The organism is Bacillus sp. LQ01 (genome assembly GCF_057624735.1).
Genome location: NZ_JBYEZL010000001.1, coordinates 581933 through 604442 on the forward strand (window position 1 = coordinate 581933; position 22510 = coordinate 604442).

Genomic DNA, 22510 nt, shown 5'->3' on the forward strand with positions numbered 1-22510 from the left:
TATGTTTTGCTTTTTTATATAAATTAAACAAAAAATGTCGAAGAAAAGTAGGTGGAAAATTAAGAATCCCCGGTTTACGTAGAATTTATAAAAAAAGAAGATGAAAAAAATGTCTATTATTGCGAATGTATTTACAAAGATAGAATAATTTGTAATAATTCTCAAAGTGAGGGTAAAGATTTGTAAATTACAGGGAGAAAATGTTAAATTTTCTGATTCTTCAAATTTGCATATGATTAAGTAGTTAAAAAAAGTCAATGGAGAAGTGAAGTTAAGAGCATGGAAGTATAATAAGGGGGATATGGATGTTTACTGTAAAAAGGAAGTACACATTAGAAAAGCTTTCACGTGATATTCATATGAAACGTGAAGAAATGATTCAACTAGGATTAACAAGTGGGCTAAATAGTAGGGAGACAATTCAAGTTAGTCAAGAATTGGACAAGCTTATTTTACAATATCAATGTTATAAAGAAAAACAAACACCGAAATGGTTTTCAATTATAAAAATACCTATTTTCCAAATCGGGTATGAAGGAAAATCAAATAATTTTTGGCGAATGCTTGTGGCTGGTTTTATGAAATAAGTATAATTACCCTTATAGGATAAGGATAATTATACTATGTGTAACGGAATTTCGATATGAACTGTCGTTCCTTCATTTTCTGTACTGTCGATAAAAATATGCCCATTATACATCTCTACAATTCGTTTACATATGACAAGTCCAAGACCTGTTCCAGTATCTTTATTAGTAAAGAACGGATGAAAGAGGTGTTTTTGAATATGTTGCGGAATCCCTTTTCCAGTATCTGTAATATGCAGTTGTGCGTGTGTTTCATTGTTTTTTACTACAATGGTTAGTGTATCATTAGAAGTCATGGCCTCAATTGCATTTTTGGTAATGTTTAAAACCACTTGTTTCATATGGTCTTTCGAACAACGGATATGAACAGGATGGTCTGGCAAATGTAAATGGAATACAATGTTATGTAAATTCGCCTCAGATTGAATAATTAATGCTACCTCATTTAGAATTGTTCTTACATCATATGTTTGTTCGATGATGGCGGTTGGCTTTCCTAGAATAAGAAATTCACTTACAATTTCATTGATTCGCTCTATTTCTTGTTCAATTACGGAAAAGTAGAACTGATCTTGTTCATCTTTATATTTCTCTTTTAATAGAGCGACGAGTCCTTTAATTCCAGTAAGAGGATTACGGATTTCGTGTGCTGTACTCGCTGCAAAAGTTCCAACTAATTCAATTTTCTGTAGTTCATTTTGTTGTCTTTCAAGTTTTGTTTGACGTTTTAACAACATATATTGAGCAAGCAAAAATAAAATAGACATTAAAAATAAAGTAGCTATACACTCTATTGCAACCCACTGGTATAAGGTTTTTTGATGAATGGGTAATGGAGAAACAGAGACCTTCCAATTTAATCTTTGGAGTGGGGTAGTAAGCATATTAGAATGCGTATCACTTGTGTCGTTATTATCATCGGTTAGAAAAACTACATCATGTTTATCAGTTACCTCAAAATGGTATTGTGGTTTAATGGCATTTAAAGAAGAGGAAATGTAATCAAAGCGTAAACTAGCTAATAATAATCCTGAGAGCTCCTTCTGTTTATTAAATATGGGGGCAGCAATCATAATAGCTTTATGTCCAAGAACGCGATCAGTAATGACTGATGATACAGTGGTTTTTTTAGTTTGGAGCGCGTCTTGAATATATTTACGGTCTGAAACATCTATAGGCTTTGATTCATCTTCAGATGCGATTGTAATGACTCCTTCTGGTGTAGCGTAATATAGACCAGAAAAGCGTGCATCGTTTCCATCTGTATCATGTACAATTTGTTTAATGCCATTTATATTACCAGTCTCGGTGCCTACAACTTTTGCAAGCATGTCTAAAGCAGAAATTGCTTCACCAAGATGATGATCCAAATAATCTCTATATAAAAAGAGAACTGTATGAGCAGATAATTTGTTTTCCTGTTTCATTTTATATGTATGGTACGAATAAAATGTAGCACCAATCCCTATTGTCGGTAGGATAACAAGCAATATATATATAATTATGCTTTGGAATTTGACTTTCAAATGTGGTACTCCTTCTTTTTTTATTATCATTATATATAAACTATGTTAAAATTGTCATGTTTTTATTCAAGAATGATTTTTAATATATTAGGGGAGAGGAAATGGATGAGTGAATGCTCATTCGGAATTCACATGAAGTATGAAGTGGTATTTTCTTTTTATTGCTGAGAATTTAAGTGAAGGGTTGAAAGTTGTATGACATCAAATAATGAACGAGAAGATATTTCTCAATCTTTAAAAGTATTTATTGCATTATCTCGTGTACATCGTTCTGTTATGGATACTACAAATAAATCTATACAAAGTAACGGGTTAAATCCAACTGAATTTGCTGTATTAGAACTGCTATATCATAAAGGCGGTCAACCACTCCAGCAAATTGGTGAGCGCATTTTAATAGCTAGTGGCAGCATTACATATGTTGTAGATAAGTTGGAGAAAAAGGGATTAGTAAAGAGAATCCCATGTCCGAATGACAGACGTGTTATTTACGCGCAATTAACTGAGTCTGGGGAGAACTTTATTGCTTCTATTTTTCCGGGGCATGAGAAAGTTATACATCAGTCTTTTGAAATGTTAACGAAAGATGAAAAAGATGAATTACTTGATTTATTAAAAAAAATTGGGAAGTATGAAAAATAATATGTTCCAAAGGAGCTTTGGATAAATAAATCCAAGGCTTTTTTATTTGTAATGAACTCATGGCAGTCACTGCCGAAATTTGTTGAAAATTAAGAGGGGATTCGAGAATACGTATTGAATTATAATAAAGGTATGTAATGGAGAGGAGGCTCGTTCATGTCATTTAAAGACTATGAATATAAACGCCCAAATATTGAAGAGTTAAAAGAGAAATTTACTGTTGCTTTAGAGAAGTTTGATAACGCAAAAACTGTAGAAGAACAAAAACAAGTCATTCATTCAATTAATGAGATTCGCAACGATTTTGGTACAATGGGAAACCTTTGTTACATTCGTCATTCTGTTGATACGACGGATACTTTTTATAAGGAGGAGCAGGATTTCTTTGATGAATTCTCTCCAGTTGTACAAGGATATGGTACAAAATATTATAAGGCACTCATTAATTCTCCATTTCGTGAAGAATTAGAGGCGTATTATGGAAAACAATTATTTGCTCTAGCAGAATGTGATTTAAAAACATATTCAGATGAAGTCGTGAAAGATTTACAATTAGAAAATAAATTATCATCGCAATATACACAGTTATTAGCATCTGCAAAAATTGACTTTGCTGGAGAAGAAAGAACGTTATCGCAACTGATTCCGTTTATGCAAGGAAAAGAAAGAAGCGAACGTAAAGCAGCAAGTGAAGCATACTACGGATTTTTAGCTGGAAATGAGGAAGAACTAGATCGTATTTATGATGAGCTTGTTAAAGTGAGAACGAAAATCGCAAAATCTTTAGGTTTCAAAAACTTTGTTGAACTTGGATATGCAAGAATGTACCGTACAGATTATAATGCGGAGATGGTGGCTAATTACCGTCAGCAAGTGCTAGATTATATCGTTCCCGTTACAACGGAATTAAGAAAGCGACAACAAGCACGTATCGGTGTAGAGAAGTTAGCTTATTACGACGAAAACTTTGAGTTTGCTACAGGTAACCCAACTCCAAAAGGAGATGCGGATTGGATTGTTGATCATGGAAAGACAATGTATAAAGAGTTATCGATTGAAACAGATGAATTTTTCAATTTCATGCTAGATAATGATTTATTAGATTTAGTTGCGAAAAAAGGAAAAGCTGGTGGCGGATATTGTACATATATTGAGAATTATAAAGCACCATTTATTTTCTCAAACTTCAATGGAACATCTGGTGACATTGATGTATTAACACATGAAGCAGGTCATGCTTTCCAAGTATATGAAAGTCGTAAATTTGAAATTCCAGAATATAATTGGCCAACATATGAGGCATGTGAAATCCACTCTATGAGTATGGAATTCTTTACATGGCCATGGATGAAGCTATTCTTTGAAGAAGATGCAGATAAATATTACTTCTCTCACTTAAGTTCAGCACTTCTGTTTTTACCTTATGGTGTATCTGTTGATGAATATCAACATTATGTATATGAAAATCCTGAAGCATCACCTGAAGAGCGTAAGACAGCATGGCGTAACATAGAGAAGAAATATTTACCACATCGTGATTATGAGGATAATGATTATTTAGAGCGCGGTGGTTTTTGGCAACGTCAAGGGCATATTTATAGCTCACCGTTCTATTATATTGATTACACGCTTGCTCAAATTTGTGCGCTACAATTTTGGAAACGTGCAAGAGATAATAGACAAGAGGCTTGGGAAGATTATGTGAATCTGTGCCAACAAGGTGGAAGTAAATCGTTCTTAGAATTAGTAGAAGTTGCAAATTTAACATCACCATTTGCTGAAGGCTGTGTGAAAAGTGTTATTACAGAAATTGAAGCATGGTTACATGCGATTGACGACACAAAATTGTAAAAAACATGCGCTTTTTTTCACATGTTTAACATCGACATAATGGGAAAATGATGAGATAATAAAAGAAAATTCAGAATACTAAAGAGGTGTTTCTAATAAGGAGCACCTCTTTTCACAAACAAAAGGGGGGAACAAGTATGCTTCAATCTAATATGGATGTAAGTTTAGAAAGTTTAGTAAACTCATTACAGTCTACTCGAAGCACGCTATTATCAGAAATTGAAATGTTAAATGACACAGAAGTGAATGTAAAGCCACGCCGTGATAAATGGAGCATTATTCAAATTTTACACCACTTGCATTTAGTTGAACAATCTGTCACGTCTGCCCTTGTATATGCTTTACAAAAAAAGGAAAGAAACATGACTCCATTTAAAGACCTCCAACTTACGCTTGATCGCACACATAAACGAGAAGCTCCTCAGCAAATGCAACCAACAGAAACTTTAATGAAAAAACAGCAAGGAATTCAATTGCTAGAACATTCACGCCAAGAACTATTACACGCGCTTCATAGTGTTATAGATGAAAAAGATTTATTTGAAAATGGATTAAAGCATCCTGTTTTTAATGATCTGAATTTGTATCAATGGGTTCAATTTCTTGATTTGCATGAACAAAGACATCTTACGCAGTTAAAAGAGGCGAAACATGCAATTTTGCAACGCTAAAGTGGAAGAAGTGGGAAACCACTTCTTTTTTGATACGTGCATAGTTTTCTTTCTTATTTTGGAATACTACATGGAGAAAGAAAAGAAGGAGTTGAAAAAACATGTCTAAGAAGAAGCGAGAAGAAGAGCGCGCCTGGAAAGCACGTAAAGAAAATCAACAACCGCACGGAAAAGTGAAAGCTTTTGCTGAATTAGTTGAAGGAACAGAAAAAACGTGATGAGTATTTCATCACGTTTTTTGTATGAGTGGAAAAGTTAATAAAAAGGTTGTACCGATTCCTTTTTCACTTATAATATCAATTTTTCCATTCATAGCTTGAACAACACTGAATACGACCATCATTCCAAGTCCAGTACCTTTTTCTTTCGTTGAATAAAAAGGAGAGCCAAGACGTTTTACTTGTTCTGAATCCATACCGACTCCTGTATCTTTTATATATAACTGAATATGCTTATGATCAGGAACTAATGTGAAATAAAGATCACCGCCTTTTGGCATAGCCTCAATGCAATTTTTTAAAATATTTAATAAACATTGATTTAGTTTTTGCTTTTCACCAGCGATAAAAAAAGAAGTGCTTTGCTTTATATAATGAGTACGTACATTTGTTAAATTAGTAAGCGGTGTAATTAACGACAATGCATGTAGTAATTCTTCTTCTAACTGTAATGTTTGTTCTTTTTCAATGCTTGGTTTAGCAAAGGTTAAATAATCTGTAAGAACATGATTTGCTTGTTCGATGCCGTTAATGGCAATGTCGATATACAATTTTCGTTCCTGCTCAGTACATGTATCTGATTGTAACAGTTGTAAAAAACCTTTCGTTGAAGTTAATGGATTGCGAATTTCATGAGAGATAGACGCTGCCATTTCACCAATTAAATGAAACTTTTCAGCATTTATAAGTTCGTTTTGGAGACGAACTTGAGTTTGTAATATGTGCAGTAAATATAAAATTAGAATCGTACCAAGCATTGAACATAACTCATACACAATAATATGCAGTATATAATCAGTCTTATTTGTAACCTTTGAAAGGAAGAAGGGTATCCAACTAAATCCGTATGTGAGACTGTAGATAATAGCAAGTGCTATTTTTATACGATTAGAAGTTTGATTAAAAAATTTATATGTTAATAGTAGAACAATAAATAGAAGAACAGAACCGATAAGAGATGGGAAAACACCTACCCCACCTAATAATAAGCGATATATGTTTAATACAACTAAGATAGAACCACCAGCAATAGGCCCTCCCGTTAATGTACCGACAATTAATACAATATGGCGCATATCAAATTGAAAACCATTATTTGTTTTTGCTGCAAATGTAATACAGAGTACGGTAGCAAGGCAACAGAGTACAATGAATATAGCTGAATTTAATTTAGGAGAGCGTTTCCCTTTTTGATTCCAAAATAAATGATATACGAGCATTGTAATCAGGATGAATAATATATTTAAAAAGAGATAAATAATAAAGGATTTCAGTGGGATGCCTCCTCTCTTCTTAGATTAAATTAATCATACTATAAAATGAAAGAAATGAAATAATAAATAGCGGAAAAATCAGAAATTTTTACGCTAGTATACAATATGTTACAATAAGCTGTGTCAATGAAAGAAGAAATTCCGTGCATCGCGCGGGAGAGGTTCGCGAACTCCCTCTATAAAAAACTATGGAAACAACAATATCCTTAGGTATTGTTTTGTTTTTTTATTGTGACAGTTCAAGAACGTTCTTTCTTCTTATTTATAGTAGAGAAGGAGAATGAGTGAAATGAAAAAAGAAAAAGCAGTTGTTGTTTTTAGTGGAGGACAAGATAGTACGACATGTTTATTTTGGGCAATAGAGCAGTTTGCAGAGGTAGAAGCTGTAACGTTTAATTACAATCAACGTCATAAGCTAGAAATTGATTGTGCAGCGGAAATTGCAAAAGAACTAGGAATAAAGCATACGGTACTAGATATGAGTCTATTAAATCAACTTGCTCCAAATGCGTTAACCAGAACGGATATGGAGATTACACATGAAGAAGGTGAATTGCCATCGACATTTGTAGATGGACGAAATTTACTCTTCTTATCATTTGCTGCTGTATTAGCAAAACAAGTTGGAGCACGTCATATTGTAACGGGTGTATGTGAAACTGATTTCAGTGGTTATCCAGACTGCCGTGACGTGTTTGTGAAATCGTTAAATGTTACTTTAAATTTATCTATGGATTACCCGTTTGTCATTCACACGCCACTTATGTGGATTGATAAGGCTGAAACATGGAAATTATCAGATGAACTTGGAGCATTTGAGTTTGTTCGAGAAAAAACATTAACATGTTATAACGGAATCATTGGTGATGGTTGCGGTGAATGTCCAGCATGTCAACTTCGTAAAACAGGATTAGATACGTACCTACAAGAACGCGAAGGAGCGAATAACTAATGGATAACTTTTTTGGATTTCGCATCGTAGAGAATTTGCAAAAAATGGACAAGGATATTCAGCGTAAACAACTCAAATACCATAATAAAAGAGTAATGGTCAGCAAGGAATTTACATTTGATGCAGCACACCATTTACACTGTTATGAAGGGAAATGTAAAAACTTACACGGTCACACATATAAAGTTGTATTTGGAATTAGTGGATATGTAAATGAAATAGGTCTTGCAATTGACTTTGGAGATATAAAAGAAATTTGGAAAAATGAAATCGAAATTTATCTAGATCATCGTTATTTAAACGAAACGTTACCTGCAATGAATACGACTGCTGAAAATATGGTCGTTTGGATTTATGAAAAGATGGCAGAAGCACTAACAAAAGAGAATCGAGTGAACGAATATAAAGGAGCTCGCGTTGAATTTGTTCGTCTATTTGAGACGCCGACTAGTTATGCGGAAGTAAGACGGGAGTGGATGCTTGATGAGTAAAATCCCTGTCTTAGAAATATTCGGTCCGACTATTCAAGGTGAAGGAATGGTTGTAGGGCAAAAAACAATGTTTATTCGTACAGCTGGTTGTGATTATAGCTGTGCTTGGTGTGATTCTGCTTTTACGTGGGATGGATCAGCTAAAGATCAAATTAGACAGATGACACCAGAAGATATTTGGGATGAGCTTGTTGCAATTGGAGGAGAAAATTTTTCTCATGTTACGATTTCAGGTGGAAATCCGGCATTACTGAAAAATATTGAGTTTCTTCTTTCTATATTAAAAGAAAATGGAATGCGAACGGCAATTGAAACGCAAGGGAGTAAATGGCAAGATTGGTTACTTCAAATTGATGAGGTAACAATTTCTCCAAAACCACCAAGTTCAACGATGAAAACAGATTTTCATAAGTTAGATGCTATTATTCAGAAACTAGCAGGAAAAGATATTAGTTTAAAAGTAGTAGTATTCGATGATCATGATTTTGAATATGCAGTTAAGATGCACGAACGTTATCCAAAGGTACCATTTTTCTTACAAGTAGGAAACGATGATACAAAAACAGTGGATGATGCGATGCTTATAAAAAATTTATTAGATAAGTATGAATGGCTGATTGATAAAGCTGTAAATTGTAAAGAGATGAATGATGCAAAAGTATTGCCTCAGCTTCATGCGTTAGTATGGGGAAATAAGCGCGGCGTATAACGAGAAGGGATGTTTAAAATGACAGGAAGATTAGATGAAGATTTAAAAGATGTAACATTACTAGGGAATCAAAATACAAAATATTTATTTGAATATAGCCCAGAAATATTAGAGGTGTTTGATAATAATCATCCAAACCGTGATTATTTTGTAAAATTCAATTGTCCTGAATTTACAAGTTTATGCCCGAAAACAGGACAACCAGATTTTGCAACAATTTATATTAGCTATATTCCAGAGCAAAAAATGGTAGAGAGTAAATCTTTAAAGTTGTATTTATTTAGTTTCCGCAATCATGGTGATTTCCACGAAGATTGCATGAACGTTATTATGAACGATTTAATTAAATTAATGGATCCGCGTTATATTGAGGTATGGGGGAAATTCACACCACGTGGTGGCATTTCAATTGATCCATACTGCAACTACGGGCGCCCAGGTACGAAGTATGAACAAATGGCTGACTACCGCATGATGAACCACGATCTATATCCGGAAACAATTGATAATCGTTAATAGAAAGAAAGGGCCTGTATAGTATACAGGCCCTTTCTTTCTATTATATTATGCATTTTGATTAATGACAGTATAGTTTTTATGACTTACAACTGTAAGAGGTTCCATATCTAGTTCTCTAAAATTCTTCATAATTGTTATATCAACAATAACAGAGTTTTGATTTACTTTTTGAACACGGCCTTGCATTCCACCTTTAAATTCGATGATATCTCCAGTTTCTGCGATCTGCATAAGCAACTCTCCTTGTTACAGTTTTCCCAAAAAAAGAATAAATTTGGGTTTTTTTATTTCCTCCTATTTTGAACCATATTTCCTACTTTGTAAATGTTTCCAAAGTAAAAATTCGAAAAATATTCACTTTTTGTAAGAAAATATGTAGAAAATCCATGTTTTTTAGAAAAAATAGCAAAAATGCGAGAATCTTTATATCGAGGTATAATGAAAAAGTAGAATAACCTGCTGAAGTGGGAGAAATTAGAGGCGGTAAAATGATGTTTGAATTTGTGGGGAGTGTTATAGCTTTAATTTTATTTTTATTTTCTTATATGCATTTAAAAAAGATTCGTCAATATGATACGAGTACATATTTTGATGGGATGGATGGTATCCATGCTTCGATAACACATGATAGTGGTGGAGAGATGTAAAGGGATATAACTTTATTTTCTTGCGTGGTATGATGTTTAGAACTAGTGCATAATAGAGTTCATAAGTGATGAATGGAGAGTGAAAAGAATGAAGATTTCTTTTATTCGTCATGGTTGTTTAAGTCGTATAAGAGAACCGATGACAATTAATTCATTTCACGAATGGATGAAACAGTATGATTCCGAGTCAATGATACAAAAAGCTAAAATGCCGATAGAAACAATAGAGGCAATTGAAGCAGCGAAATTTGTCTTAACAAGTGATCAAAGGCGTGCTGTACAATCAGCAGCTGAATTGACGGATTCTTTATCTTTTATGCAAAATTCTCTTTTTAGAGAAGCTGAAGTTCCTTCATGCTTTTTTGCTCCGAAGTGGTTGAAATGCACAATTAAGGTATGGATGTTCATTGGACGAACATTATGGATACTTGGCTACCATAAAGATGTTGAGTCTTATAAGGAAGTAAGAGAGAGGGTAAGGCAAGCGGCTTACCTGTTACATCGTTATGCTCTCGTACATGGAAGTATAGCTCTTGTAGGTCATAATTATGTGAATGTAATGATTGGTGCCGAACTGAGAGCGATGGGATGGTCTGGTTCTCCTATTTTGCACAGAGAGCCATGGGGATGTACAACATATACGTTTCACGAGGCGATGGATGGAAATATATTAAATACAAATTTAACATAAAAGCACACGATTTATATAAATCGTGTGCTTTCTTTTTAAGATATAGAAATTTTGACGTTTAATGGTTTTACGAGATGAGCATAAGGTTCCCCTACTAGCATAACAATTTCATCTTTTTTATAACCTAACTTTTCGTATAGTGAATAGGCGCGTTTGTTTTCTAAATTAACAAGTAAAGCGATTTTTTTATGCCCTTTTTCAGTTGCATAGATTTCGGCAGCTTCAATTAATTTAGAACCTATCCCTTTTCCGCCGTGTGCACTTGAAACTGATAATGTATCAATGTAATACTCATCAAGCTCAGCTTCTTTTTCTAACGTAATTGATTCATCTTTATGTAATGCTCTTAAGTGATGTACAATTGGTGCGTCAAGCTGTGTTGCTTCACTACCGTGATAAGCGACAATAATTCCAACTGCACTCTCGTCTTGTTCATAGACAAAACAGTTTTCGTAGCTCAGACGGTTATTTTCTTTTGAGAACCATGTCTCAAGTCCTAGTAATACTTCTGCTTCAACTGTGCTACCTGTGATTTTTTCAGCAATTTCATGCAGAGCATTATACAATAAAGGAGCTATTGCCATTGCATCTGTCTTTTTTGCTTTCCGAATCATAGTATCCCTCCTAGTTCTATTTGTATATTGTAGCATAGTGGTATGGAACTTTGCATAATTGAATGCCGAAATGTTTGATATAGAGAAGTAGCTATGTTAGTATATGATATTTAGTGGACATATAGTAAAACAATATTGTTTGCGAAATAACGAAAATAAAATCATGGCATAACAACGAGATAAAGTGAAACGTTAATCAGTAAGATTTTTTGTTCATTCTACGACTGATTAGTAGTCAACACCAATCGGACTACCTGCAAATAGCGGGATAAATTTACAGTTGTTGACCTATAGAATATAAGATAAAATAAAATATTGCAGAGAGGTGAAATACATGGATAAAGAATTAGCAAATACAATTTTAGATCAGCTAAAAAATGGTGAAATAAAGGAGTATGTTGTTACGAAAGATGTATTTTATACGTTCAGAGAAGTTGTTGTAAATAGAGAAGACTTTAAGCATTTCATTGGTAACGCACAGCGAGGCGGGCAAGTGATTTATACATATTCAGAAACGCCACGTTCATAAAGGAGAATTTTGATCAGCAGGGCATCTCTCACTGATTAGTAGCCTTCACCAAACGGACGTTTCATGCGGGATAAATAAAAGATAAAGGAGAGGGGAATTATGGGCGATTTTAAACAAGGCATTTTACCACATTGGGATTATATGTGGAAAGATAGAGCCGGCAATCGATTTATGGGAATGGTTATGTATCCAGAGAAACGAAAATGTTCAGCAAAAATGCTTCAGAAAATAAAAAGAGCATATGAAGAAGCAATAGAAATTAAAGTAACTGTACAAGTTCAACATACATATCAGTACGTAGAAGGACTGATTGTATACTTTGATGAAGAGGCTCCTGTATGTACAATGCTTGATAAAGATGAAAATCCACATCATATATTTGTAAAAGATATTTTGCGCATTGAGTACTCTGAATAAACTTTTCATAAATAAATTGAAGTTCCATAATAATAATCTTTTTCTATAATAGTTATCTTTTAGTATGTAACGAAAAACGAAAGTATATGTATAATATATTTAATAAGGTAAATTTGATAAATGTAATCGTTTTTTAGAGCAGATTATAGTTTCATATCTGTTCTTTTTTGCGTGATGCTGGAGAAATATATTTCTTCAGCATCTACCGTTTTATGACAAAATATATTGTTAACTTTTTTAAAAATAAGGTTAAATTCGTTGACAACTTTTTTGAAAAGCACTTTATTGACATGAGTTTTAGAATGTTGTTTCATAGTCATTGTATTGAAAAAAAACGGCTATCATGTCGAAAAGTAAAAGTTAAAAAAAGAAAGAATTTATACATATATCTTGTGTCTTATTTTGAAACGTAATACAATATATAGAGAAATCAAGAACAACATATAGAGAATATAGATTTGAGAGGGAGGGTCGGAAATGTTAGTTGCATATGATTCTATGACAGGAAACGTGAAGCGTTTCATTCACAAATTAAATATGCCGGCCGTTCAAATTGATGAAGATCTAGTAATAGATGAAGACTTTATTCTTATTACGTATACAACAGGTTTTGGAAATGTACCAGAACGTGTTTTAGACTTTTTAGAGCGCAATAATGAAAAATTAAAAGGCGTATCTGCAAGCGGCAATCGTAACTGGGGAGACATGTTCGGTGCAAGTGCTGACAAGATTTCTACTAAATATGAAGTGCCTATTGTATCAAAATTTGAGTTATCTGGAACAAATAACGATGTAGAATATTTTAAGGAAAGGGTGCGGGAGATTGCGACACATTGAACTGAATAATGAAATCACGCAAATGCAGGACGGTTTTTATCAGCTTCATAAAGATAAAGAGGCATTAGAAGTCTTTATGGAAGAAGCTAGAGAGAATACCGTTCCTTTTAATAGCGTGGCAGAGCGAATGGAGTATATGAAAGAACATGATTACTATTACAACGTTCTGGACGAGTATAGCTTGGAGGAAGTAGAGGAAGTATATAACATCGCTTATGGTGAAAACTTCGAGTTCCAATCTTATATGGCAGCATCTAAGTTCTACAAAGATTATGCGTTAAAAACGAATGATCAAAAACAATACTTAGAAAGCTATGAAGATCGTGTAGCAATTGTTTCATTATACTTAGGACGCGGTGATGTTTCGAAAGCAAGACAATTCGCAAGCATGATTGTAAAACAAAACTACCAACCAGCGACACCAACCTTTTTAAATGCGGGAAGAAGCAGAAGAGGAGAAATGGTGTCTTGTTTCTTGTTAGAGATGGATGATAGCTTAAATTCAATTGGCTTTAACATTAATACTGCGATGCAATTATCAAAAATCGGCGGGGGAGTAGCTTTAAACTTATCTAAGCTACGCGCACGTGGTGAGCAAATTAAAGGTATCGACAACGCTGCAAGTGGCGTAGTACCTGTTATGAAATTGCTTGAAGATTCGTTTTCATATGCGAATCAGCTTGGCCAACGAAAAGGTGCCGGTGCAGTATATTTAAACATTTTCCATTGGGATATTATTGAATTCCTTGATACAAAAAAAATAAATGCCGATGAGAAGAGCCGTATTCAGTCTCTATCAATCGGAATTATCGTTCCAAGTAAGTTCTTTGAGCTTGCTGAGAAAAACGAACCTTTCCATGTTTTCGCGCCTTATACGGTTTATAAAGAATATGGCAAGCATTTAGATGATATTGACATTGATGAAATGTACGATGAATTAATGAGCAATCCGAAAGTGAAGAAGAAGCCACTAGATATTAGTGCACGTGATATGCTTATTAAAATCGCTATGATTCAGCTTGAGTCTGGTTACCCATACTTAATGTTTAAATCAAATGCAAATAATCAACATCCATTGAAGGATATTGGAACTGTGAAGATGTCGAACTTATGTACAGAAATCTTCCAGCTTCAAGAAACTTCAGAAATAAATGATTACGGTACAGATGACATTATCCGTCGTGATATTAACTGTAACTTAGGATCGTTAAATATCGTAAACGTAATGGAAAATAAAGAAATTCGTGAAGCAGTTCATGCGGGAATGGAAGCTTTAACAGCTGTTTCTGATATGACGATTATTCCGAATGCACCAACTGTGAAAAAAGCAAATGACGAGCTTCATTCAGTTGGACTTGGAGCAATGAACTTACACGGATATTTAGCAAAAAATAAAATCGCTTATGAAAGTGCAGAAGCGAAAGAATTCGCTCGTACATTCTTTATGATGTTAAATTACTATTCTATTGAGAAAAGTATGGAAATCGCTACAGAAAAAGGCGAGACATTTAAAGACTTCGATAAATCTGATTATGCGAATGGCACATACTTCGAAAAGTATGAAACGACAGATTACAGTCCTGTAACTGAAAAAGTTCAGCAACTATTTGAAGGAATTCATATTCCGACAAAAGAAGATTGGACAAGTTTAAAAGAGCAAGTGCAGAAGAATGGTTTATACAACTCATATCGTCTTGCCATTGCTCCAACACAATCAATCAGTTACGTTCAAAATGCAACTTCAAGCGTAATGCCGATCGTAAGTCAAATCGAATCAAGAACATATGCGAATGCGACAACATATTATCCAATGCCGTATTTATCAAAAGATACGTTCTGGTACTATAAATCTTCTTACGATATGAATCAGTTTAAATTAATTGATTTAATCGCAGAAATTCAAGAACATATTGACCAAGGAATTAGTACAATTCTTTACGTTAATAGTGATATTTCAACACGTGAATTAGCACGTTACTACATCTATGCACATAAAAAAGGCTTAAAGAGTCTGTATTATACGAGAACACGTAAATTAAGCGTGGAAGAGTGTGTGGCTTGTACCGTTTAATGGCATATTGCCATACTAAATGAATAACCCAATAGTATGAGCAGGGTTATGAACCCTGCTCATACTTGGTTTGTTCTACTAAACGGTTAGCTTTTCATTGTTAGATGGAAATTTAACCGTTCAGTAGAACAATAATAGATATAGGGGTGATTCAATGCGCGCTGTTAACTGGAATAAAAAGGAAGATGATTTCAGTTTAATGTTTTGGAAGCAAAACATCGCTCAGTTTTGGACAGAAGAAGAAATCGCGGTTTCGTCTGACAAAAATACTTGGGTGCAATTATCGAAAGAAGAGCAAATTGCTTATAAGCGTGTATTAGGTGGTTTAACACTTTTAGATACGAAACAAGGTGGCGAAGGAATGCCACTTGTACTTGTTCATCTTGAAAATTTACAAGCGAAAAGTGTATTAGCTTTCATGGGAGCTATGGAAGAAGTACATGCGAAAAGTTATAGTCACATTTTCACAACATTAGCTACAGAAGAAGAAATTGATGATATTTTTGACTGGGTAGACAATCATCCGTTACTTGAGAAAAAAGCTGGTATTATTACTAGTTACTATCGTCGTTTATTAAAGCCTGAAGTAACGAAAAAAGAGTTATACATGGCAATGGTAGCAAGTGTGTTCTTAGAAAGTTACTTATTCTATAGTGGATTTTTCTATCCACTTTACTTAGCTGGTCAAGGTAAACTGACGGCAAGTGGTGAAATTATTAACCTTATTATCCGTTAACTTATGGCGGCTTTTGGTAGAGATACCAATTGAAAAACCCTTTTAATTGCTGGGACCCCCTATTGTAAATTTATCTGTATTATTATTGATGAATATATGCATTCAGGTTATTCTCTAACTATCAATAGATGGAAAGGAGAATAGCTGATAGGGCAATCAGCAGCGAAGCCTTTATCTAGCGATAACATGTACGGAATTTACTATTTAAAAATCAATGGGAAGTATTATATTGGTAAAGATGTGAACGTTTCAAATTTAAAACGAATTAGGGAACATATGTGGATGTTAAAGAGTGGTACACATTATAATAGGTATTTACAAGCAGTATACTGTAAATATGAATCCACTTTAGAATATGGAATTCTAGAGGAAATAGAATGTTCATTGGAAGAATTGAGTGAGATTGAGCAACAGTATATTTGGCTGTATGATTCTTATAATAATGGCTATAACTTGACGTTAGGCGGAGAAGGATTGGGTGGAATTAAATTCACTGAAGAACAATTAGAGAAGAAAAGGCAACGTGTTATAGGTGAAAAAAATCCACAATCAAAAATTACAGATGCACAATTTTTTGAGATTGTAGAACTACTAAAGTGCGGAAAGACAAATCCAGAAATTGCTGATATGTATAATCTTCATCCTAATTATGTATCTTTAATTCGACATAAGAAACGTTATAAATATCTTTGGGGAAAAGTGCAAAATTATATGCCGGTTAAATCTGAACACCAACTGAAAACAAGGGGACGTGTGACTCTTGAAATGTTTTTGGACATCGTTCAGATGCTACAAGCCGGTGAATCTAATGCATCCATTGAAAGAAAACATGGGTTATCGAGCGGCACAGGAAGCCGTATCAGACATCGAAAACTGTATAAACAGTGGTGGGTGCGATACGTAGATAAAGGAACGTTCAACGACTATCCCAATGGCGGTGAAATTCCGCAAGAGGAGTAGGGCCAAGCGGTGGGTGAGAATCCCTTAAATCGAAATGGAGGGCTACCTGAGAAGGTAGATGATATAGTCTCTTCTTACAGGAAACTGTAAGCTGTATAAACGGCATAGGAGTAGCGAACTTATGTGAAGGTAAAGGATGAGTCAATTCACGGCGTATTCGTCGGTATTTTAGCACAACAAATCTTCGCAGAACTTTCTGCAGAAGAGCAACAAGAAGTGCAAAAAGAAACACAAGAGTTATTAATGGAACTATATGAAATTGAAATGGCCTATACAGAAGAAATTTACACTTCTATCGGTCTTGTAGAAGATGTAAATCGTTTCGTTCGTTACAATGCGAATAAAGGGCTTATGAACTTAGGACTTGAGCCGAAGTTTGAAGAAGAAGAAATTAACCCAATCGTTTTAAATGGTTTACGTACAGATACGAAAAACCATGATTTCTTCTCTGTAAAAGGAAATGGTTACGTAAAAGCAACGAACGTTGAAAAGTTAGCTGACGATGACTTCGTGTTTAACTTTTAATATAGGATTATAAAGAAAAGCTGTCTTATTGATTGATAAGACAGCTTTTCTTTATAATTTTGTTTACATAACACTATTATTTTTGTATAGCGATTTATATTTGGGAAGTTCTATTCGGTTAACGGATAGAACTTTTTTGTAATTAAATGGGTATTTACAAACCTTTTGTATCAGTGTATTATTTAACTAGTACACCGATACAAAAGGAGGGAAGAAATGAAAATAGAGTTTTCTCCAAATACACCAATTTACATTCAGGTAATGGAATACATAAAAAAAGAAATCGTAACAGGACATTTATTGCCTGGTGATAAAATTCCCTCTGTCCGTGAATTAGCGAGTGAATTACAAGTTAATCCAAATACGATTCAGCGTACATTTCAAGAGCTAGAACGGGATGGAGTTGTTGTCACACGTAGAGGAATGGGACGGTATGTAACGAATGAAGGGGAGAAAATTATGGAGCTGCGAAAAGAGATGGCGAAAGAATTACTTCATTCTTTTATAGATGGAATGGACAATTTAGGTTTTTCAGAAGAAGAAATTCTTACAATTCTTCGTTCTTCATTACATGATAAGAGGGAGGAGAGCCAATGACAGAGCTATTGAAAATAGAAAACTTATGGAAGAGATACGGATTAAAAGCAGTGATCCGTGAATTAAACATAGAGATTACGGAAGGGAAAATCGTTGGGCTTGTTGGAGATAACGGGAGCGGGAAAACGACGTTATTGAAAATGATTGCAGGCTTGCAACACCCTTCTGAAGGTAGTATTACAATAGACGGTAAAAAGGTAGGATTACAGACGAAAGAAATCGTTTCATTTATGTCTGATAAGCCAGTCTTTGATGATTGGATGACTGTAAAAGATGCTTTATTTTTTTACCGAGATTTTTATAAAGACTTCGATATTCAAAAAGCGGTAGATACGATTGCAGAATTTAAAATACCGTTAGAAGAAAAAATTACAGCATTGTCAAAAGGTATGATAGAGAAGCTGCAAATCATTTTAACATTTTCTCGAAAAGCGAAGCTATACGTACTGGATGAGCCGTTGGGCGGGATAGATCCTCTTTCTAGAGAACATGTATTGGATTTAATTCTACAGTTCTATAGGGAAGATTGTACGATATTAATTTCCACTCACTTAATAAATGAAATTGAAAATATTTTTGATGAAGTGATCTTTTTAAAAGATGGAGAAATGGTTCTATATGAAAATGTAGAAGAAATTCGTTTTCAGAGAGGAAAAGCAGTTCATGAATTGTTTAAGGAGGTGTTTAGTAAGTGAAGTCAGTACTTTCCTATTTATGGAATGTAAATAAGAAAAGATATATTGTTACTTTTTTATTCTTTGTGCTAATTGAAGCTGTGTTATTTTCACAAATGATTGTAAGAAAAAGTGATGCGGCTATCAGTAGACAAGAGGGTATATTTGGAATCATTATGATTATATTTTTCTTTTATATTGTTTATATGTTTATACAAACAATGAAATCATATTCACGCTTACTAACTAATCCAATGTTACGACTTACAGCAATATCTGGGAAACAATATGTAATTTCTATGCTTATTTTCTCATTTATCGCAATGGCTATATGGTATGGGATATGTGGAATTCTTTTCTACGTAAGTTATGTATTAGCTTTTCCTACGACTTCTGTATATGTAGAGGCAAAAGAGATTATGCAAGTAGGCATAATTAATAATTTAATATATACGATAAGCGATTTATTTGAGTTTTTGTTTAGTGTGTTACAAATCATATTAGTAATTACTCTAGTTAAGTTACTTACCAAAAAGAAAAAGGCGCAAAATATACTGATCGTTATTATTTTTCTAGTAATAAATATAGCGATTACTTTAGCGACAACCTTGCTAGGAAAATTAGCTCCAGCTTTCCAAGTATTGCGAAGAGTAGAATATCATAGTGAAAGCAAGAGTCTATTTATTAATATGTTTCAAGAAAATGGATTTAACATTTTTAATATAAGTTTCATGGTAATGGTTAGTGCTCTAATAATATATGTAATTGCTTATATTATCGATAAAAAACTAGAAGTCTAAAGGAGGAATCAGCATTGGGAAACGTAGTAGTAAAGTTAGAGAATGTTCGAAAAAAGATTGGTGGAACGGAAATTATTCGTGGTTTATCATTTGAGGTTCGTGAAGGAGAAGTATACGGTTTCCTTGGACCGAACGGTAGCGGTAAGACGACGACGATCCGTATGATGACAGGTCTTATTTCAATGACAGAGGGCGATATTACAATTTGTGGACATAGTATTCGCTCGGAGCGTGAAAAGGCACTAGAGCAAATTGGAGCGATTGTAGAAAATCCTGAACTATATGATTATATGACAGGAATGCAAAACTTAAAGCATTTTGCGAACATGGCCATTACACCAATTAGTAAAGAGCGCATTGCTGAGATTGTCAAGCTTGTTGAATTAGAGCATGCGATTCATAAAAAGGTGAAAACATATTCACTTGGTATGAAACAACGTTTAGGAATTGCACAGGCATTACTTCATCAGCCGAAAATCTTAATTTTAGATGAGCCGACAAATGGACTAGATCCAGCTGGTATTCGCCAAATTCGTGATTATTTACAACGTTTAGCGAAAGAAGAGAATATTGCTGTAATCGTATCAAGTCACTTATTGAGTGAAATTGAATTAATGTGTGATCGCGTCGTTATTATTAAACAAGGTGAGTTTGTACAAGAGTACAACTTACATGAAAAAGTGAAACATGATGAGGCAGTCGTTGTAGCGTTTGAAGTAGATGAAGTTCAGAAAGCAAATGAAATCATTAAAGGTAAAGCAAAAGGGAATGTAATTGTAGCATCTGTAACAAAAGACAACATTCCGCAACTTGTAAAAAAACTTGTTCATGCTGATGTGCTGGTATATGGCGTTACTGTTCAAAATAAAACGTTAGAGGATGAGTTCTTAGCGATTACTGGGGGAGTGAAAGCGTAATGTTTAAATTAATTCAAAATGAATTTTTAAAGTTGCATGCGAAAAAAGGTATGTATATTTTAATTGGTGTCATTGCTTTATTAGAGATTTTAGGAACAGTAGTATTGGCGAAATGGGGCGACGCTGGTAGCTTAAGTGGATCTTACTTAGATTTTGCAAGTTCAAATATCGGCTTAATTATGATATTCACAACGATCTTTGGAATTACAATAGCTTCTCGTACAATTACAGATGAATTCCAAAAAGGAACGATTAAGCAATTATTAATTCGTCCAAGAAAACGAATGACAATTTTATTTTCTAAATATATTACAGTATTATTAACGATGTTATTTATCGTATTTGCTAGTATGTTAATTGCTATGATTATTGGTATAATTGTAATGGACGGTAGTAAAACTGAATTAACGTTAGGAATTGCTTTAAAAACAATTGTATATCAGCTGTTATCACCATTTTTCTTTGCAACACTTGCATTTTTCTTAGCAAACGTGTTTAGAAAGTCTGTATTACCAATAATTATTACGATGTTTCTATTATTCTTACAAGGTACAATTAACATGGTATTAATGATGTTTGCAAAAGGTGTAGCGAAGTTTGTAGTATTTAGCCATTTGGATTTAAGAGCTTACGATAGCAATAAATTAATTAGTGGCGGAGTAGAACCAACATTTACAGAATTTACATTTACAACTTCATTATTACTTGTAGCTGCATACTTTGTTGTGTTACTTGTAGCATCAAGTGCATTATTCCAAAAACGTGACGTATTATAATAAAAGAAATCCCCGCTTGTAAAAACGGGGATTTTTATTACATAAAATTCACTTAGATTGCAACTTGAAGAACAGCGATATGGTATTTTAAGAGATATGCTGTTTGAAATGATTTGAGAAAAATAGGAAGAATTTCAACTATATTCATATTATAATTTAATTATCCTGCTATTTATAGGGAAAGGATTGCCTATAAAGTACTGATTAAAGTTTTATTGTATTTTTACTATCTTTGGGGGTGTTCTATATGCACTATGCATTTTCACGTATAAGGCTACGTAGCTTTTTTGGATGGATGATTATAGGGGTGCTCCTTATAATCATCCCATTAGGTCTAGCAAATGTTTCTGAGAATACGATGGAGGTTATTTCACAAATAACTGTATTTTTTGTATTTCCGTTACTTTGGCTATACGTAAAAACAAATAAAAATAATATTGTATTTAACAGTTTTTTTAATAAGCCAGGACGTTTACCTTGGGGATTAATTATATTAGCAACGATAATGGGGATGATTTTTTCAGTTGGCATATCTCAGATTCAATTTTACATATTAGCACATACGTTACCGAATTTCTTAGTTACTATGCTAGAAGACGGAAATGTTATTAATACGAGTAACGTATATATGACGATATTTACTTTCATTTCAGCATGTGTGTTAGCACCTATTATGGAAGAGGTTATTTTTAGGGGATTTTTCTTACAGCGAATGGCTTATAAATGGGGAATTAAAAAAGCTGTAATTATATCTTCAATTATTTTTGGCTTAGGACATTTTGATGTTATTGGTGCGTTCATGTTTGGTGTCGTTATGTGTCTTTTATACATAAAGACAAAAAATATATGGACGAATATAGCTGTGCACGCTCTAAATAATTTGATTGCAACAAGTATGCAATTTTTCGGTGGAGAAGAAAGTGGTACAATCTCAATTACTGAATTACAAGCGCAAAGTAATTTATGGATTGGTATCGGTCTTACAGTTGTTGGATTACTTTGGTTAATTCCTTATGTTTGGAAACAATGGCGTACAGTAAAAGAAGTTGGCGTGCCACGAGTACGTTTTATAAATGAGCAAAAAGTAGTGAGTTCATCACAAGAAAATGAAGTGTATAGTCAAGTGATCGTAACCGATAGATTGATGGCCATAGAGTTACCAGATGAGGCTGTAAATAAGCTTCGGTTAGAAGAAAATGATTATGTAACAGTATCTGTAGAAGAAGATAAAATCGTTATAAAGAAAGCACATAATAGATAATTAAAAAGTAGCTCCTTA

Annotated in this window: 26 protein-coding genes, 2 pseudogenes and 1 riboswitch; of the genes and pseudogenes, 24 read left to right on the forward strand and 4 right to left on the reverse strand. The window is 33.8% G+C overall.

The window, feature by feature from the left end; all coding sequences use genetic code 11:
* Positions 1 to 305 precede the first annotated feature (305 nt).
* The gene (locus AC22L0_RS03120; protein ID WP_000495536.1) at positions 306 to 587 is read left to right on the forward strand and encodes an aspartyl-phosphate phosphatase Spo0E family protein; all 282 of its coding nucleotides are present in this window, start codon (positions 306 to 308) and stop codon (positions 585 to 587) included.
* 29 nt (positions 588 to 616) lie between these two features.
* On the opposite strand, the gene AC22L0_RS03125 is transcribed toward AC22L0_RS03120, so the two are convergent.
* Positions 617 to 2113, reverse strand: coding sequence for a DUF3149 domain-containing protein (locus AC22L0_RS03125; protein ID WP_000865053.1), 1497 nt, complete (start codon positions 2111 to 2113; stop codon positions 617 to 619).
* Between the two features lie 195 nt (positions 2114 to 2308).
* Between AC22L0_RS03125 and AC22L0_RS03130 the strand changes: the two genes are divergently transcribed.
* The 4 genes from AC22L0_RS03130 (at position 2309) to AC22L0_RS03145 (ending at position 5495) form a co-directional block, all read left to right on the forward strand.
* A complete protein-coding gene (locus tag AC22L0_RS03130) occupies positions 2309 to 2755 on the forward strand; it encodes a MarR family winged helix-turn-helix transcriptional regulator (protein WP_000203336.1) in 447 nt (148 codons plus the stop codon).
* 156 nt (positions 2756 to 2911) lie between these two features.
* Positions 2912 to 4606 carry a M3 family oligoendopeptidase gene (locus AC22L0_RS03135; RefSeq protein WP_048568823.1) on the forward strand — a complete coding sequence of 565 codons (1695 nt, stop codon included), beginning with the start codon at positions 2912 to 2914 and terminating at the stop codon, positions 4604 to 4606.
* Positions 4607 to 4743: 137 nt separating this feature from the next.
* Positions 4744 to 5277, forward strand: coding sequence for a DinB family protein (locus tag AC22L0_RS03140; protein WP_000941970.1), 534 nt, complete (start codon positions 4744 to 4746; stop codon positions 5275 to 5277).
* Positions 5278 to 5378: 101 nt separating this feature from the next.
* Entirely contained in the window at positions 5379 to 5495 is a 117-nt protein-coding gene (locus AC22L0_RS03145; protein ID WP_000038355.1) for a DUF6254 family protein, read from the forward strand.
* A gap of 11 nt (positions 5496 to 5506) precedes the next feature.
* Here AC22L0_RS03145 and kinB read toward each other — a convergent pair whose 3' ends face one another.
* The gene (gene kinB, locus AC22L0_RS03150; RefSeq protein WP_139894378.1) at positions 5507 to 6715 is read right to left on the reverse strand and encodes a sporulation sensor histidine kinase KinB; all 1209 of its coding nucleotides are present in this window, start codon (positions 6713 to 6715) and stop codon (positions 5507 to 5509) included.
* Between the two features lie 206 nt (positions 6716 to 6921).
* A riboswitch (PreQ1 riboswitch) is annotated at positions 6922 to 6965 on the forward strand.
* 93 nt (positions 6966 to 7058) lie between these two features.
* On the opposite strand from kinB, the gene queC reads away from it, so the two are divergent.
* The 4 genes from queC to queF are packed head-to-tail and all read left to right on the forward strand — an operon-like array spanning position 7059 to position 9437.
* The gene (gene queC / locus AC22L0_RS03155) at positions 7059 to 7721 is read left to right on the forward strand and encodes a 7-cyano-7-deazaguanine synthase QueC (RefSeq protein WP_070757165.1); all 663 of its coding nucleotides are present in this window, start codon (positions 7059 to 7061) and stop codon (positions 7719 to 7721) included.
* A complete protein-coding gene (gene queD / locus AC22L0_RS03160; protein ID WP_000368414.1) occupies positions 7721 to 8212 on the forward strand; it encodes a 6-carboxytetrahydropterin synthase QueD in 492 nt (163 codons plus the stop codon). Before queC ends, queD begins: the two co-directional genes overlap by 1 nt.
* A complete protein-coding gene (gene queE, locus AC22L0_RS03165) occupies positions 8205 to 8921 on the forward strand; it encodes a 7-carboxy-7-deazaguanine synthase QueE (RefSeq protein WP_000036298.1) in 717 nt (238 codons plus the stop codon). Before queD ends, queE begins: the two co-directional genes overlap by 8 nt.
* A gap of 18 nt (positions 8922 to 8939) precedes the next feature.
* Positions 8940 to 9437 (forward strand): preQ(1) synthase, encoded by a 498-nt coding sequence (gene queF / locus AC22L0_RS03170; protein ID WP_001986050.1) that lies wholly within the window; start codon positions 8940 to 8942, stop codon positions 9435 to 9437.
* 48 nt (positions 9438 to 9485) lie between these two features.
* Here queF and AC22L0_RS03175 read toward each other — a convergent pair whose 3' ends face one another.
* A complete protein-coding gene (locus tag AC22L0_RS03175) occupies positions 9486 to 9671 on the reverse strand; it encodes a YkvS family protein (protein WP_001165082.1) in 186 nt (61 codons plus the stop codon).
* Positions 9672 to 9943: 272 nt separating this feature from the next.
* Between AC22L0_RS03175 and AC22L0_RS03180 the strand changes: the two genes are divergently transcribed.
* Both AC22L0_RS03180 and AC22L0_RS03185 read left to right on the forward strand, forming a co-directional pair.
* Positions 9944 to 10087, forward strand: coding sequence for a hypothetical protein (locus tag AC22L0_RS03180; RefSeq protein WP_176268594.1), 144 nt, complete (start codon positions 9944 to 9946; stop codon positions 10085 to 10087).
* Positions 10088 to 10175: 88 nt separating this feature from the next.
* Positions 10176 to 10778, forward strand: a complete 603-nt coding sequence (locus tag AC22L0_RS03185; protein ID WP_000703098.1) for a histidine phosphatase family protein — start codon at positions 10176 to 10178, stop codon at positions 10776 to 10778.
* Positions 10779 to 10813: 35 nt separating this feature from the next.
* Here AC22L0_RS03185 and AC22L0_RS03190 read toward each other — a convergent pair whose 3' ends face one another.
* Positions 10814 to 11392, reverse strand: a complete 579-nt coding sequence (locus AC22L0_RS03190) for a GNAT family N-acetyltransferase (protein ID WP_000619548.1) — start codon at positions 11390 to 11392, stop codon at positions 10814 to 10816.
* Positions 11393 to 11726: 334 nt separating this feature from the next.
* On the opposite strand from AC22L0_RS03190, the gene AC22L0_RS03195 reads away from it, so the two are divergent.
* From AC22L0_RS03195 to AC22L0_RS03255, 13 genes and pseudogenes are all read left to right on the forward strand, one after another.
* Complete coding sequence (locus AC22L0_RS03195; RefSeq protein ID WP_000356684.1) at positions 11727 to 11921, forward strand: hypothetical protein; 195 nt, start codon at positions 11727 to 11729, stop codon at positions 11919 to 11921.
* 99 nt (positions 11922 to 12020) lie between these two features.
* Complete coding sequence (locus AC22L0_RS03200) at positions 12021 to 12338, forward strand: hypothetical protein (RefSeq protein WP_000502197.1); 318 nt, start codon at positions 12021 to 12023, stop codon at positions 12336 to 12338.
* Between the two features lie 477 nt (positions 12339 to 12815).
* Complete coding sequence (gene nrdI / locus AC22L0_RS03205; protein ID WP_000959447.1) at positions 12816 to 13175, forward strand: class Ib ribonucleoside-diphosphate reductase assembly flavoprotein NrdI; 360 nt, start codon at positions 12816 to 12818, stop codon at positions 13173 to 13175.
* Positions 13162 to 15246, forward strand: coding sequence for a class 1b ribonucleoside-diphosphate reductase subunit alpha (nrdE, locus tag AC22L0_RS03210; RefSeq protein ID WP_001215839.1), 2085 nt, complete (start codon positions 13162 to 13164; stop codon positions 15244 to 15246). Before nrdI ends, nrdE begins: the two co-directional genes overlap by 14 nt.
* A 154-nt stretch (positions 15247 to 15400) precedes the next feature.
* A pseudogene (locus tag AC22L0_RS03215) lies at positions 15401 to 15979 on the forward strand (ribonucleotide-diphosphate reductase subunit beta); the annotation flags it as partial.
* A 189-nt stretch (positions 15980 to 16168) separates the two neighbouring features.
* Complete coding sequence (locus AC22L0_RS03220) at positions 16169 to 16942, forward strand: GIY-YIG nuclease family protein (protein WP_000274263.1); 774 nt, start codon at positions 16169 to 16171, stop codon at positions 16940 to 16942.
* A 129-nt stretch (positions 16943 to 17071) separates the two neighbouring features.
* Positions 17072 to 17467 (forward strand): annotated as a pseudogene (locus AC22L0_RS03225) (ribonucleotide-diphosphate reductase subunit beta); the annotation flags it as partial.
* 216 nt (positions 17468 to 17683) lie between these two features.
* Positions 17684 to 18064 (forward strand): GntR family transcriptional regulator, encoded by a 381-nt coding sequence (locus AC22L0_RS03230; RefSeq protein ID WP_000687512.1) that lies wholly within the window; start codon positions 17684 to 17686, stop codon positions 18062 to 18064.
* Positions 18061 to 18759 carry an ABC transporter ATP-binding protein gene (locus AC22L0_RS03235; RefSeq protein WP_000137747.1) on the forward strand — a complete coding sequence of 233 codons (699 nt, stop codon included), beginning with the start codon at positions 18061 to 18063 and terminating at the stop codon, positions 18757 to 18759. Before AC22L0_RS03230 ends, AC22L0_RS03235 begins: the two co-directional genes overlap by 4 nt.
* Positions 18756 to 19538, forward strand: a complete 783-nt coding sequence (locus tag AC22L0_RS03240) for a hypothetical protein (protein ID WP_000843921.1) — start codon at positions 18756 to 18758, stop codon at positions 19536 to 19538. Before AC22L0_RS03235 ends, AC22L0_RS03240 begins: the two co-directional genes overlap by 4 nt.
* Before the next feature lie 14 nt (positions 19539 to 19552).
* Positions 19553 to 20455, forward strand: coding sequence for an ABC transporter ATP-binding protein (locus AC22L0_RS03245; RefSeq protein ID WP_000528788.1), 903 nt, complete (start codon positions 19553 to 19555; stop codon positions 20453 to 20455).
* Positions 20455 to 21231, forward strand: a complete 777-nt coding sequence (locus AC22L0_RS03250) for an ABC transporter permease (protein ID WP_487272135.1) — start codon at positions 20455 to 20457, stop codon at positions 21229 to 21231. The genes AC22L0_RS03245 and AC22L0_RS03250 overlap by 1 nt, the downstream gene beginning before the upstream one ends.
* A gap of 247 nt (positions 21232 to 21478) precedes the next feature.
* On the forward strand, positions 21479 to 22492 hold the full coding sequence (locus AC22L0_RS03255) for a CPBP family glutamic-type intramembrane protease (RefSeq protein ID WP_487272136.1): 1014 nt from the start codon (positions 21479 to 21481) through the stop codon (positions 22490 to 22492).
* The last annotated feature ends 18 nt before the right edge of the window (positions 22493 to 22510 follow it).

Bases quoted from the DNA above. Each gene is read 5' to 3' on its own strand.
- AC22L0_RS03230 (WP_000687512.1), top strand. From the start codon at position 17,684: ATGAAAATAGAGTTTTCTCCAAATACACCAATTTACATTCAGGTAATG.
- AC22L0_RS03130 (WP_000203336.1), top strand. From the start codon at position 2,309: ATGACATCAAATAATGAACGAGAAGATATTTCTCAATCTTTAAAAGTA.
- AC22L0_RS03235 (WP_000137747.1), top strand. From the start codon at position 18,061: ATGACAGAGCTATTGAAAATAGAAAACTTATGGAAGAGATACGGATTA.
- nrdI (WP_000959447.1), top strand. From the start codon at position 12,816: ATGTTAGTTGCATATGATTCTATGACAGGAAACGTGAAGCGTTTCATT.
- AC22L0_RS03195 (WP_000356684.1), top strand. From the start codon at position 11,727: ATGGATAAAGAATTAGCAAATACAATTTTAGATCAGCTAAAAAATGGT.
- AC22L0_RS03190 (WP_000619548.1), bottom strand. From the start codon at position 11,392: ATGATTCGGAAAGCAAAAAAGACAGATGCAATGGCAATAGCTCCTTTA.
- queE (WP_000036298.1), top strand. From the start codon at position 8,205: ATGAGTAAAATCCCTGTCTTAGAAATATTCGGTCCGACTATTCAAGGT.
- AC22L0_RS03140 (WP_000941970.1), top strand. From the start codon at position 4,744: ATGCTTCAATCTAATATGGATGTAAGTTTAGAAAGTTTAGTAAACTCA.
- AC22L0_RS03120 (WP_000495536.1), top strand. From the start codon at position 306: ATGTTTACTGTAAAAAGGAAGTACACATTAGAAAAGCTTTCACGTGAT.
- AC22L0_RS03220 (WP_000274263.1), top strand. From the start codon at position 16,169: ATGTACGGAATTTACTATTTAAAAATCAATGGGAAGTATTATATTGGT.
- AC22L0_RS03145 (WP_000038355.1), top strand. From the start codon at position 5,379: ATGTCTAAGAAGAAGCGAGAAGAAGAGCGCGCCTGGAAAGCACGTAAA.
- queF (WP_001986050.1), top strand. From the start codon at position 8,940: ATGACAGGAAGATTAGATGAAGATTTAAAAGATGTAACATTACTAGGG.
- AC22L0_RS03175 (WP_001165082.1), bottom strand. From the start codon at position 9,671: ATGCAGATCGCAGAAACTGGAGATATCATCGAATTTAAAGGTGGAATG.
- AC22L0_RS03185 (WP_000703098.1), top strand. From the start codon at position 10,176: ATGAAGATTTCTTTTATTCGTCATGGTTGTTTAAGTCGTATAAGAGAA.
- AC22L0_RS03255 (WP_487272136.1), top strand. From the start codon at position 21,479: ATGCACTATGCATTTTCACGTATAAGGCTACGTAGCTTTTTTGGATGG.
- AC22L0_RS03135 (WP_048568823.1), top strand. From the start codon at position 2,912: ATGTCATTTAAAGACTATGAATATAAACGCCCAAATATTGAAGAGTTA.
- queC (WP_070757165.1), top strand. From the start codon at position 7,059: ATGAAAAAAGAAAAAGCAGTTGTTGTTTTTAGTGGAGGACAAGATAGT.
- kinB (WP_139894378.1), bottom strand. From the start codon at position 6,715: ATGCTCGTATATCATTTATTTTGGAATCAAAAAGGGAAACGCTCTCCT.
- queD (WP_000368414.1), top strand. From the start codon at position 7,721: ATGGATAACTTTTTTGGATTTCGCATCGTAGAGAATTTGCAAAAAATG.
- AC22L0_RS03200 (WP_000502197.1), top strand. From the start codon at position 12,021: ATGGGCGATTTTAAACAAGGCATTTTACCACATTGGGATTATATGTGG.
- AC22L0_RS03250 (WP_487272135.1), top strand. From the start codon at position 20,455: ATGTTTAAATTAATTCAAAATGAATTTTTAAAGTTGCATGCGAAAAAA.